Source organism: Streptomyces sp. CNB091, assembly GCF_000377965.1.
On record NZ_KB899001.1, the window covers coordinates 200,273 to 213,127 of the forward strand.

Sequence of the window (12,855 nt, forward strand, 5' to 3'; positions counted from 1 at the left end):
ATGTGCGGGGGCCGGGGCGGCAGCAGGATCGGGGCGTACGTACGGCCCAGTCCGCCGCCCGTCCCCGTTCCGGAGGCCCGCTGATGACCCGACCTCCCGCCCGTCCCCGTTCCGCCGGCCCGCTGATGACCCGACCTCCCGCCCGTACCGGTTCCGCAGGTGCGGTGTACGTCTCGCTGCTCGGCCCGCTCACGGCCCGGCTGGACGGCCGTGAGCTGCCGCTCGGCCCGCGAAAGCAGCGCCTGGTCCTCGCCACACTGCTGGCCCGCCCCAACACCTCAGTACCGGTAGGGGTGTTGACCGACGCGGTGTGGCCGGACGACCCGCCCCGTACCGCCCGCAAGAACCTCCAGGTCTACGTCAGTGCCGTCCGTGCCCTCCTGGGGCCCGCCGGGGACGGGGGCCGGGACCGGGTGGTGCACGGCTGCGGGGGCTACCTCCTGCGGATCGCCGAGGACGAGCTGGACACCCTGCGGTTCGGGGCGCTGGCCCGCGCGGGGCGGGCGGCGGCCGGTCGGGGCGATCTGCCCGGCGCGGCCCGGCTCCTGCGTGAGGCACTGGACCTGTGGGAGGGGCCGCCGCTGAACGATCTGCGGGACTCCGCCGAGGTCGCCGGGGAGGCCGGCCGGCTGGAGGCCCGTTGTCTGACGGTGTTCGAGGACTGGGCGGAGACCGAGATCGAGCTGGGGCGGGCCGCCGTCGCGGTGGACGGGCTGCGGGATCTGGTGGAGCGCCATCCGCTGCGGGAGCGGCTGCGGGCCGCCTGGATGACCTCCCTGCACCAGTCGGGCCGGCAGGCCGAGGCGCTCGCGGTGTACGACGACTACCGGCAGCTGATGTCGCGGGAGCTGGGGCTGGAGCCGAGCCCGGCGATGGCGGCGCAGTACCGCTCGATGCTCGGCCGGGGGCGCGAGGCCCGGCGGCCCGCCGCTCCCCGGGAGGCGGGAAGCGCCGAGGCGCTGCCCGCCTGTACGGGGGCCTTCACCGGCCGTCGCGATGAACTGCGGGATCTGCTCGACGTGTTGGGTGGCGGCGAGGAGCGTGTGGTGGTCGTCTCGGGCCCGGCCGGGACGGGGAAGTCGGCGCTCGCGGTCCGGGCGGCGCATCTGCTCGCCGACCGCTTCCCCGACGGCCGCGTCCATGTCCGGGCGCGCCGGGAGGACGGTACGGCGCGGAGCCGGGCGGAGGTGCTGGCGGAGCTGGGGCGGCTGTGCGGGGTGGCGGGTGGCGCACTCGCGGAGCCGGCAGGCGGGCCGGCAGGCGGGCCGGCGGACGGGCCGGCGGACGTCCGCGTGGCGACGGCCGCCCTCGCGGACGCCTGGCAGGGGTGGCTGGCCCGGCACCGGGCGCTGGTCGTCCTGGACGACGTGCCGGACGAAGCGGCCGTACGGGGGTTGCTGCCCCGGTCCGGGAGGTGTTCCGTACTGGTCACCGCCCGGGGGCAGTTGGCGGGGCTCGCCCCGGTGCACCGGATCGCGTTGCCCGCGCTGGCGGACGGTGAGGCGCTGGAGCTGCTGGGGAAGCTGATCGGGGCCGGGCGGCTGCGGACCGACCCGGCGGCGGCGTTGCGGATCGTCCGGGCCTGCGGGGCGCTGCCGCTCGCGGTGGAGGTGAGCGGGATGCGGCTGGCGGTGCTGCGGCATCTGCCACTGGCGGAGTACGCGGCCCGGCTCGGCGACCCGTCGGCCGCACTGGACGAACTGGTCGCCGGGGACGTCTCCGTACGGGAGCGGATCGCGTCCGGCTGGCGGGATCTCGCGGACGGCGACCGGCGGGTGCTGGGGCGGCTGGCGGGGTTCGCCGAGGACGGGGGGTTCACCCTGGACCGGGCCACGGCGGCGCTGGGCTGCGGGGAGCGGGCGGCGATCCGGGCCGTCGAGTCGCTCATCGGCGCCGGTGCGGTGACCTCGCCCGCCGGGGAGGTCACCGCACACGCCGCGCTGTACGAGGTGCCGAGGCTGCTCGGCCTGTACGCCCGCGAGCGGGAGACCGCCCCGGACCGGCCGGGCGTATCGGCCAGAGGGAAGGAGGCTTCGGACCTCCCGGGAGGGCCGGCCGAGCGCGAGGCCTCCCACCGGCCCGGAGTACCGGCCGGGCGGGAGGAGACCCACGACCGCCCGGGAGGACCGGCCGAGTGCGAGGCCCCCGACCGACCCGGCGTACCGGCCGAGCAGGAGGAAGCCTTGGACCGCCCGGGACGACAGACCGAGCGCCAGGCCCCCGACCGACCCGGCGTGCCGGCTTCCGCGCTCATCCCAGGGTGAGCAGCTCCAGCAGACCGTGCGGCCGGTCGCCGGCGCGGGCTCCGTGGGAGGGGCCGCCGGCTTCCGCGCCGGCCAGGTGGTGCAGGGCCATCAGCAGCCCCGCCGCGCCGGTGGCCAGGTCGGCGGAGCAGCGCAGCAGCCCAGCCCCCGGGACGAGCAGCCGGTCCTCGTCGGCGACCAGGTGCCAGGACAGGTTGCGTACGGAGGCCAGGACCTCGGGGGCCGTGCGGCCGTCCGGCGACAGGGCGCCCGCCACGGCCATGAGCCCCGCCCGGCCGGTGAACAGGCCCGGCTCGCGGACGAATTCGAAGGCGCAGCCCTTGGCCACCCCGGGCAGCAGGGCGGCCAGTGCCGCGTCGGCCGAGGTGTGCGACGGGGCGAACCCCGGCCGACGCCGCACTGGCTCCGGGGAGGCGCGGCGGGCCAGATAGGCCCGGGCCACCAGGGCGAAGCCGCTACTCCCCTGGTCCAGGTAGAGGAAGTGCCGCCGGCCGTCCTTCACCTGGACGGTGCCGTCCGGCATGGTCACGCAGTGGGCCGCCTCCGCCGCGAGGGCCCGGCCCGCGGCCGCCAGGAACTGCTCGTCGCCGGTCAGGGCGTGCAGTTCGAGGTGGAGCAGGGCCGCGCCGCTCAGCCCGCGCAGCAGACCCGCCGACGCGGGTGTGCGCAGCCCCGGCAGGGACTCGCCCCGCACCAGCCGGTCCAGGTCGTGGGCGGTGCGGGCCGCGGCGTCGACGAGGTCGTGGTCGGTCTTGGCGTCGGGTGATCCGTCCCCCGCACGGTCCGGCCGGGCCAGGCGCAGCGCGGCGAGCGCGATGCCCGCGCGACCGTTCATCAGGTCGGCCGAGGCGGACGGGGGCGCGGCGGCGGACCGTTCGAAGAGTTCCCGGCCCTCCTCGCGGCGGCCCAGCGCGGACAGCACCACCGCCGTGCCCGGCAGCCCGCCGTAGAGGCCGCCCGGCGCCGCGGGGTCCCGCCGCCGGGCCGTGTCGACGAGCCAGTCGGTCCAGGCGCGCGGCACCGGGGCGCCGATGCGGTGCAGGGCGTGGAGCACCCCGGCCGCCCCGTGCGCGACGTCGCTCCCGCCGGTCGAGAAGACGTCGGGGTCTCCGGGGAAGAGGCGGTCGGTGCGGTCGGGCGTCGCCCCCGCGTGGATGCCCCGCAGCAGCCGGTCCCGCAGCCCGGCCCAGTCCGGCTCGGGGCCGTCGAGCAGCGCGGCGGTCTCCCTCTCGCGGCCGTCGGCGCTCTCCGCGGCCCGCAGCGCGGCGGGCCGGCGCGGTCCCGCTCCGGCGTCGAGGCCGTACCTCCGGCGGGCCCACCGTTCCAGGGTCAGGGCCTTGGCCCGGTCGTGGCCGGCCATCTCCATGATGGGCATCAGCATGTAGAGCCAGGTCGCCCAGAGGGCGTAGGCGTCGGCCTCCGCGCCGATGGTCCCGGCGGGCGCCTGGAGCCCCGGGGCGCCCGCTACCGGCGTGTCCGGGTCGTCGAGGGCCGTGGCGTACTCGAAGTCGATCAGGGCCACGCGGCCGTCGGGCCGGACGATGATGTTGTTGGGGTGGAGGTCGCCGAAGCGCAGCCCGCGCCCGTGTACGGCGGCCAGCGCCTCGGTCAGCCGCTCGGTCACCGCGTCCACCCAGGCGATGTACGGGGCGAGTTCGGCGGCCGTGCCGGTGCTGTGGAGCAGGGCGAAGCGGCCGACGATCTCCTCCAGGAGGGTGGTCCCCTCGATGTGCTCCTCGATCAGGAAGTGGTGCTCCCACACGGTCCGTACGCCGTACACCTCGGGAACGCACTCCAGCCCTGCCAGCGTGGTCAGGGCCCGGTGCTCACGGTGCAGCCGTGTCACCGCGTCGTCGCCCGCCTCGTCGAGACCGCTGTGCGGCCGGGCCTCGCGGAGCACCACCTGACGGCCGGTCTCCCGGTGCCGGGCCAGGTAGATGCCGCCCGCGTTGGAGAACTGGAGGGCTTCGGACACGTCGTAGGGGAAGGTGGCGTCCCCGGCGGCGGCGCGGGCCGCCAGGTGCGGGCGCAGTTCGTCGGGGACGGTGACCCACGGCGGCACCCGGAACACCACCCCGCGCTCGTCGGGCACCAGCTCGCCGGACGGGTGGCGCAGGGCCAGCACCCGTTCGCCGTTCTCGTCGAGGCACCAGCGGGAGACGAACGCCCCGTACCGGACGTACACCGGGGCGTCGCCGATCCGCAGGTCGCTGAGGATGTAGGGGCCTCGGCGGCCGGCGAGGGCGCGGGTCAACTCGTCCAGCACCCGCAGGAAGACGGTCTCGTCCGGTGGGTAGAGGGTGATGAACTTCCCGGCGCCCGCACGGGACATGTACTTGCCGGACATCAGCAGGAGCGCCCGCTCGCTGCGGAGGAACTTGAACGGCACCCCGTGGGCCCGGCAGATCCCGGCGGTGTGGAGCAGCGTCTCCTCGGCCTCATCGGGGACGGTGGAGACATGGATCTTCCAGCCCTGCCCGGCCGGTTCGCGGCCCTCGGGGAGCAGGGAGGTCCACAGGCCGCCGGCGACCCGGCGCCAGCCGTCGGCCGGCGGTTCGGAGTCCAGCGGGTAGCGGGTGCCCGCGTCCTCCAGCCGGGCGGGGGTCTCGTAGTACGTGCGGTCGGCGAGGCAGTAGAGCTGGGTCTGGTGGAGACCGGGCACGGGGTTCCTCCTCAGGGTGCGCCGGGACCCGCGGCGTCGGGGGCCGACCCGGCCGTGGTCCGCTCCGGGGCGGTCGCCGGGCGGGTGGAGACGGTTGCGGCCGGTTGCGGGCGGTCCGGCTGGTCGGACGTCGGCGGCGTCTGTGGCGTCTGTGGCGTCTGTGGCGTCGACGTCTTCTCCGGCGGCTCAGGTGTCCCGGCCCTCCCCGGCTCCCCGGCCGCCGCCTCCGGCTTCTCCCGGGACGTGCCCGCCCCGGCGCGGACGGAGGGGGCGCGCGTCACGACGGCCGCCGAGACGGCCAGGACGCAGCCGATCACGACGAAGGCGGCGCTGCCGCCCAGCGTGGTCAGCAGGAAGCCGCCGACGAGCGGTCCGAACGGCTGGACGATCGAGGAGAGGAAGCCCGCGGCGCTCTGCACCCGCCCGATCCGGTCCTCGGGGGTGACGACCAGCAGGGTCGAGAGGAAGCCGATGCTGGCGACCGTCGAGAGGCCCATGCAGAGCGCGCAGAGCAGTCCGGCCACCAGCGGGCTGCTGAGCCAGGCCAGCACGGCGGCCGTCCCCACGCAGCTCCAGCAGGTGAGGACGATGAGCGTCCGGACATGGCGCTCCGCCGCGAACCGGGGCGCGATCAGGGCGCCGGCGAGGGCGCCCGCCGAGACGCAGGTGATGACGAAGCCGCCGCCGAGGCCGGAGCGCCCGCTGTCGGAGAAGACGGCGAGCGCCGTGAAGGTGAGGGCGCCGAAGGAGAAGTTCATGCCCAGCCCGAAGACGAGCAACACCGTCCGCAAGTAGGGGAGTTCCCACAGGAAGGAGAGCCCTGCGGTGAGTTCCCGGCGGCTGAACACCGAACCCGCCCTGGTCCTGGCCTCCGAGCGGGTCCGCACGAGCGCCACACAGACGGTCGAGAGGAACAGGCCGAGGAACTGGGCGGTGAAGGGCAGGGCCTGGTGCACGCCGAACAGCGCGCCGCCGACGAGCGGGCCGACCAGCCGGGCCGTGGAGGTGCGCGCCTGGAGCCGGGCGGTCGCCGTGCCCATCTGGTCCGGCGGCACGACCGCGCGCATCAGGCCGAACGCGGCGGGGGCGTAGAAGCTGTTCAGTACGGCGCCGGAGGTCGCGACCAGCAGGACGAGGACCATCGGGGCGTGCCCGTTCCACACGGCGACGGCCAGGGCCGTGACGGCCGCCAGGCTGCCCGCGTCGCACAGCCGCATCAGACGGCGGCGTTCGACCCGGTCGGCCATGACCCCGCCCGGCAGCATCGTGATCAGCACGGCGCAGACGGCCACGGTTCCCACGGCGCCGGCCTGCACGGCGGAGCCGGTCTCCTTGAGGATCAGCAGGGGCAGCGCGATGGCGCTCATCTGGCCGCCCAGAGCGGCGAAGAGGCCGCTCAGCCAGAGCAGCCGGAAATCCCGGTTGGAACGGAGCGGCTCAGCCATCGGGGCTCCTGTCGTCAGTGGCCGTCGGACGCGCGGGACGGGGCGGCCTCCGTGGTGCGCGGAGGCCGCCCCGGCTTCGGCCGGCGCCGCGACTGCGGCGCTACGACCGGGTGGTCCGTGCGATCAGCCCAGGACGAGGCTGATGGTGCTGACGCAGTTGCCGGGAGGCTGGATGATGTCGTGGTTGTTGGCCGTCTCCTGGAGGTCCAGGACGGAGTGCGCCTCGACCTCGGGGGTCTCCTCGGCGTCACCGGCTGCGGGCTTGGTGTTCTCGGACATGGTGGTCTCCATCCACTCGTCACAGCGGGGCCGGGTTCCGTCGGGGGTCGCCCCTCGGTTTCCGGTGCGGCCGGCCGGTGCCTGCCGTTGCCGAGAAAGTTAGGGAGCCGGGCCTGGCGATCGCTTCGGCGGCGGTATGGCCCTGGTATCGGGCCAGTTGACGGCGTACGGAGCCCCGCCCCCGGGCCTCGGCGGCGGGCCCGGCACCCGCCCCGAGCTGGGCCCATACCGCCGCCGAAGCACCGCCGGACCGTCCCCGAACCGGTGGCGCGCAGCCTGGGTACGCGCCCGACGCGCCCCGGCCCCGAAGGAGGCGGCCCGCATGCAACTCGCCGAACTCGTCGCACGGCGGCCCTTCCCGGCCGCCGGTCTGCTCCTCGGCCTCACCCGGCGCTGCCCGCTGAGCTGCGCACACTGCTCGACCGGGTCGGACCTGTTCACCCGGGAAGAGCCGGACGGCGGTCAACTGGAGCGCTTCGTCGGCTCGTTCAGCGCGCAGGACCGGCCCGATGTCGTCATGCTCACCGGCGGGGAACCGCTGCTGCTGCCCGCCCTCGCCGAACGGCTGAGCACACTGGCGCGCCGCGCCGGGTCCCGTACCGCGCTGCTCAGCGGCATGTTCTTCGCCCGGTCCGGGAGCCGGCGGGGCCGTAGAGGTGCTGCGATTCCTCCCGCGATCCTGCGCGCGATCCGCTCCGTCGACCACTTCTCGGCCTCCCTCGACGTCCACCACGAGCGCGAGGTCCCGCGCGCCGACGTGTTCCGCGCCCTGCACCGGATCCGGGACGAGGGCGTGGCGGTGAGCTTCCACCTCACCGGGACCGGCGCGTCCGACCCGTATCTGGCCGACATCACCCGGGCGGTGGGGCGGGAGTTCGGCGGCCGGGTCCCCTGTCTGGTCAACGAGGTGCGGCCGTTCGGCCGGGCCGCCTCCTGGGCCAGGCCCGCCCGCACCGGCCCCGACCCGGCGGCGGCGTCACCGTGCTCGATGGCCGCCTGGCCGGTGGTCGCCTTCGACGGGCGGGTGCTGGCCTGCTGCAACCAGGACACCGTCGACCGGCGGCCCGTCCCGGCCCATCTGGACCTGGGGCACATCGGCGTCGACGACTGGGCGACCGTACGCGGCCGGGCGCTGGAGTCGCCGGTGCTGCGGATGCTCCGCACGGTCGGGCCCACGCATCTGGCCGCCCGGTACGGCTCCGGCCCCGGGACGGGCTCCTACTGCGACGGCTGCCGGGCACTGGGCGGCGACGAGGCGGCGGCGGCCGGGGCCCTCGCCGTGGCTGGCGGGGCGGCCGGGGCGCTGCTGGACCTGACGGCCGCGGTGCGCGGCTCCCGGGAGGGCGCGCAGGGCGTCGTGCGCCGTCACGGCTGCGCGGCGTACGCGCCCCTGGTCGTCACGGGCGGGCCTCCGCAGCCGGAGACCGACAGGCAGGACGTCCGATGAGCACCACGACCGACGGGCGGGATGTCCGATGAGCACGGCGACCGACGGTACGCGGCTCGGGCGCGCGGGGGCCTCCGCGCGGCTGCGGGTCAAACTCCTCCTGCTGGAGCCGGAGTTCCGGGACGCCACGCACCACATGTGGCGTGCCGAGGGGCTGTTGCCGCGCTACCGGACGTATCTGTGCACGATGCACGCCGTCATCCGCGCCTCGGTCCCGCTGATGGAGCTGGCTCTCGACCGCGCCCGCTCCCTGGCCGCGTCCGGCGATCCGCTGGCAGCGCCGCTCGCCGCGTACCTGGAGGAGCACATCCGGGAGGAGGAGGGCCATGACGCCTGGCTGCTGGAGGACCTCCGGGCGGCGGGCGGCACGCCCGAGGACGCGCTCGGTCCGCTGCCCTCTCCCCTGGTCGCCGCGCTCGTCGGGTCCCAGTACTACTGGATCGAGCACCATCACCCGGTCGCCCTGCTCGGCTACATCGCCGTACTGGAGGGCTACGCCCCCGCCGCCGGCCTCACCGCCCGCATCGCCCGGCTGACCGGGCTGCCCGCCGCCGCGCTGCGGACCGTACGGGAACACTCGGTGATCGACACGGAGCACCTGGACGAGCTGTACGCGCTGCTGGACCGGCTGCCGCTCGACCGGGGGCCGGAAGCGGCCGTGGCGGTCAGCGCACTGCACTCCCTCGACGCGCTCACCCAGCTGTTCGTCCGGCTCGGGCGCTCCGCACCGGCGCCGTCGCTGCGGGGGGCCGGACTCGTCCCACCGATGGGAGTCACACCATGACCGGACCACCCGAGAACCGCGGACGGCACGAGCTGCCCGCCGCGTTGTACGAGGCGGGCTTCCCCGTGGATCTGCTCACCGAGGAGCAGCGCGAGGTGCTGTGCGGGCTGACGCCGGAGGAACTGGCGGTGCTGCTGGACGTCAAGGGCCGGCTGGACGCCGTGGGGCCGGAGGTCCAGGCACACGGCGAGATCGCCGGCGGGGCCCTGTTCTGACCAGTGCCCTGTTCTGACAGGCGCCTGTCCTGACCGGCGGGCGTCCTGACCTGGCGGGCGTCCTGACCTGGCGGGCGGTGACCGATCACCGTTGCGGGCCCGGCGGCGGGTGCACCGCCGTCGGGTCCGTACCCGCCGGGGCGCGAGCGCCCGGTGCGACCGCCCGCCGCCCCTGACCGCACGGCACTCCGACCGCTCGGCCCCCGACCGCACGGCCCCCGGGAGAGAAGGACCCGCCATGAACTGCTCCTCGTGCCAGCAGGATCTGCCGCCGACGGCCCGGTTCTGTTCGTCCTGCGGGACGCCGTGCGCGACCACCGGGGCCGCCGGGACCGGACCGGCCCCCGCCGCACCGCCCGGTGACGAACGCAAGCCGGTGACCGTGCTGTTCTGCGATCTCGTCGGGTCGACCGCGCTGTCGGGGGTGCTCGACCCGGAGACGCTGCGCGCGGTGACCCTGCGGTACTTCGAGGCGATGAGCGCGGAGATCGTGGCGCGGGGCGGCACCCCGGAGAAGTTCATCGGGGACGCGGTGATGGCGGTGTTCGGCGTACCGGTGGTCCGTGACGACGACGCCCGCCGGGCGCTGGCGGCGGCGCTCGGGATGCGCCGGGCGCTGGCCCGGCTGAACGAGGAGCTGGGCGCCACCCTGGGCATCGAGCTGACCACCCGGGTCGGTGTCAACACCGGTCAGGTGGTGGCGGGTTCGGACACGACCGCCCGGCAGGCGCTGGTCTCCGGGGAGACCGTCAACATCGCCGCCCGGCTGGAGCAGAACGCGGGCCCCGGCGAGATCCTGATCGGTCCGGAAACCCTGCTCGCCGCCGGCCCGACCGTGCGGGCCGAACCCACCGGGCCGCTGCGGCTGAAGGGCAAACGGGACAGCGTGGAGGCCCACCGGCTGCTGGCTCTGGGCGCGGACGACCCCGAGCTGCTACGCCGCTTCGACGTCCCCTTCGTCGGCCGCGACGCCGAACAGCGGGCGCTGGACGCCGCTCTGGAGCGGGCCGTCCGGGGCGGCGGGGCCGGGCTGCTGCGGGTCACCGGGGAGGCGGGCATCGGCAAGACCCGGCTGGTACGGGAGTGGCTGGCGCAGCGGTCGGCGTCCGGCTCACTCACGTACTGCGCGGGGCGGTGCCGCAGTTACGGGGACCACGGCACCCTCGCCCCGCTGGCCGACGCGGTGCGCACACTGGTGGCGGCGGGGTCCAGGCCCACGTCCGGGGCGGGTCCCGGGCAGCCCGGCGCCGGGCCGGAGGCTGATCCCGGGCAGGTGTCCGATGCCGGGGCGGCATCCGGCTCCGAGCCCGGGCCGGTGCCCGATTCCGGGGCCGCGTCCGGCTCCGAGCCCGAGTCGGCGTCCGGTCGGTTGCCCGGTCCCGTGGACGACGGGAAGGACGCGGTCGGCGGTCTCGCGGTCGACGGGAAGGACGCGGCCGGCGGTCTCGCGGTCGACGACGCGATGGCCCTGCTGTCCGGGGGCCTGCTGCGCGACGGCACGCCGAACGCGCCCTTCGAGGACATGTGCGCGGCCCTGACGGCGGCTCTGGAGCGGGCCGCCCGGACCCGCCCGGTCGTCCTCGTGCTGGACGACTGGCACGCTGCGGCCCCCTTGCTGGTCCGCACGGTGCGCCGACTGACCGACGGCTCGGGGTGCGCGGGGGTATTGGTGCTCTGCGCCGGGCGGCCCGACGGGCCGGACGATTCGGACAGTGTGGATGGTTCGGACAGTGCGGAGGGTTCGGACGGGCCGTGCGGACCGGACGAGGGAGCCGAGGGAGCCGAGGGGGACGAGTCGTCCTCCGTCGGTGCGGGACGCCTCCAGCTCACCGGCCTGCCGCCCGAGGAGGCGGCGCGGCTCGCCGCCGGCCTCGCGGGGCCGGACGCCGGGACGGCCCCGGTGGACGACCGGCTCCTGGCGCGGGCCGGGGGCAATCCGCTCTACCTGGAACAGCTGTTGGTCGGCGACCGGGCGGACCCGGCGGTCGCCGCCCGCCCGGGGGAACCGGCCGCCGAGGAGGATCTGCCGCCCACGCTCCAGGCCCTGCTGGGCGCGCGCATCGGGGCCCTGGCCCGGGCGGAGCGCGGGGTGGTGGACCTGGCCGCGGTGATCGGCCGGGAGTTCACCGCGCCGGAGCTGGTTCGGCTGGAACTGTCCGTACGGGCCGGGGAGGGCCACGACGCCGGGCAGCTCGCCGGGGCGACCGGCGCCGCCGGGGCTGCTCCGGAGCACCGGCGGCGCGTCGAGGAGGCGTTGGCGGCGCTGGGCCGGCGCCGGCTGGTGGAGTCGGGGGCCCCGGGGGCCCGGGAGTCGGCGCCGTACCGGTTCAGCAGCGGACTGGTGCACGAGGTCGCGTACGCCTCGCTGTCCAAGCGGGCCAAGGCCGAGCGCCATGCCTGGGCCGCTGAGCTGCCCAGCGTGCTGCGGAGCGGCGACGGCGCGGTCGGCGGCCATCTGGAGCGCGCCTACCGCTACCGGGCGGAGCTGGGTCTGCTGGACGATCCGGCCCGGCGGCTGCGCGAGCGGGCCGCCGCCGCGCTGGGCCGGGCCGGGGCGCAGGCCGCCGCCCGGTCCGATCTGCACTGGGCGCACGGTCTGCTGGAGCGGGCGGTGGACCTGTGCCCCGGGGACCCGGCGGCGACACGGCGGCTCGGCGAGGTACGGGTGGCGCTCGGCCGAACCGGTGAGGGAGCCGAACTGCTGCGCCTCGTAAGGGACTCGGGGGCCGACCCGGTGGAGGCCGCGCATGCCCGCCTCGCGCTCGCGGTGCTGGATCCGGGCGGCCCGGGTGCCGGCCCCGCCGCCGTGGCCCGGGCCGTGCTGCCGGTGTTCGAGGCGGCCGGGGACTCGGCGGGCCGGGCCCGGGCCCATCTGCGGCTCGCCCAGCAGTTCCAGCGGTCCGGGCGGCACGAGGAGGCGGAGCGGGACCAGGCGCGCGCCCTGGAGCACGCGGTGCTGGCCGGTGCGGAGCCGGAGCGGGCCGGGGCGCTCGGCGCGATCGGCGTCTCCCTGTGGCGGGGTCCGGTTCCGGTGCCCGCCGCGGTGGTCCGCTGCCGGTCGCTGCTCTCCGCGCACGGGGCGGGCCGGCCCACGGTCCGGGTCACCCTCAACTGCCCGCTGGCGGTGCTGTACGCGCTCCAGGAGCGGGCCGACGAGGCGTACCGCTGCCTGGCCGAGGCGGAACGGCTGGCCGGGAAGCTGGGGTTCGCCGAGGCGGAGGTCTTCCTCCCGGTGTTCCGGGCGACGGTGGAGGGGCTGCTCGGCAACGGCACGGAGGCCCTGGGCCTGCTGGCCCGGGCGGACGCGGCGGCCCGGCGTGCGGGGGCGGCCGGGATGCGGACGGCGGTGGCGCTGGACGCGGCCCGCCTGGAGCTGGACGCGGGCCGGGAGGTGCCGGCGGCCGCCCGGCTGGCGGGCTTCGGCGACACGTCGGGGCTGAGCCGTGCGGACGCGGTGGACCTGGCGGGGCTGCGGGCCCGGCTGACCGTGCGGGACCGCCCGGAGGAGGCGGCGGAGCACGCGGACCGGGCGGTCAGGGCCTCGCTGCTCACGGACTCCCCGCTGGTGCAGGCGACCGCCGAGCTGGACCGGGCGCAGGCGCTCGCCGCCCTGGGCCGGTGGCCGGAGGCCGTGGCCTCGGCCCGGTCGGCCGGGGCGCACTTCACGGGCAAGGGGCATCTGCCGGGGACGCGCCGGGTCTCCGGCTTCCTCGCGCACCCGCCCCGGCCCCTGGCCACGACGAGGGAGAGGAGCTGACC

At 76.5% G+C, this 12,855-nt stretch carries 8 protein-coding genes; 5 read left to right on the forward strand and 3 right to left on the reverse strand.

Features of this window, described 5'->3' with window-relative positions; translation table 11 throughout:
* Positions 1-125: 125 nt before the first annotated feature.
* A complete protein-coding gene (locus D581_RS01000000137535; protein ID WP_486585871.1) occupies positions 126-2,264 on the forward strand; it encodes an AfsR/SARP family transcriptional regulator in 2,139 nt (712 codons plus the stop codon).
* Here the strand turns inward: D581_RS01000000137535 and lanKC are convergent.
* The 3 genes from lanKC to D581_RS1000000141680 form a co-directional block, all read right to left on the reverse strand.
* Positions 2,251-4,926: a class III lanthionine synthetase LanKC gene (gene lanKC / locus D581_RS0121835; RefSeq protein WP_018959331.1), complete on the reverse strand. Its 2,676-nt coding sequence runs from the start codon at positions 4,924-4,926 to the stop codon at positions 2,251-2,253. The genes D581_RS01000000137535 and lanKC overlap by 14 nt on opposite strands.
* An 11-nt stretch (positions 4,927-4,937) precedes the next feature.
* Positions 4,938-6,371 (reverse strand): MFS transporter, encoded by a 1,434-nt coding sequence (locus D581_RS0121840; protein WP_018959332.1) that lies wholly within the window; start codon positions 6,369-6,371, stop codon positions 4,938-4,940.
* Between the two features lie 123 nt (positions 6,372-6,494).
* Positions 6,495-6,650, reverse strand: coding sequence for a hypothetical protein (locus tag D581_RS1000000141680; protein ID WP_199787826.1), 156 nt, complete (start codon positions 6,648-6,650; stop codon positions 6,495-6,497).
* Between the two features lie 322 nt (positions 6,651-6,972).
* Between D581_RS1000000141680 and D581_RS0121850 the strand changes: the two genes are divergently transcribed.
* The 4 genes from D581_RS0121850 to D581_RS0121865 all read left to right on the forward strand — a co-directional run bounded on the left by D581_RS0121850 (position 6,973) and on the right by D581_RS0121865 (position 12,853).
* Complete coding sequence (locus tag D581_RS0121850; protein ID WP_018959334.1) at positions 6,973-8,097, forward strand: radical SAM family protein; 1,125 nt, start codon at positions 6,973-6,975, stop codon at positions 8,095-8,097.
* Positions 8,098-8,125: 28 nt separating this feature from the next.
* Positions 8,126-8,881: an iron-containing redox enzyme family protein gene (locus tag D581_RS0121855; protein WP_018959335.1), complete on the forward strand. Its 756-nt coding sequence runs from the start codon at positions 8,126-8,128 to the stop codon at positions 8,879-8,881.
* Positions 8,878-9,096, forward strand: coding sequence for an aroma-sacti cluster domain-containing protein (locus D581_RS0121860; protein WP_018959336.1), 219 nt, complete (start codon positions 8,878-8,880; stop codon positions 9,094-9,096). Before D581_RS0121855 ends, D581_RS0121860 begins: the two co-directional genes overlap by 4 nt.
* Before the next feature lie 238 nt (positions 9,097-9,334).
* Positions 9,335-12,853, forward strand: coding sequence for an adenylate/guanylate cyclase domain-containing protein (locus D581_RS0121865; protein WP_018959337.1), 3,519 nt, complete (start codon positions 9,335-9,337; stop codon positions 12,851-12,853).
* Positions 12,854-12,855: the final 2 nt, after the last annotated feature.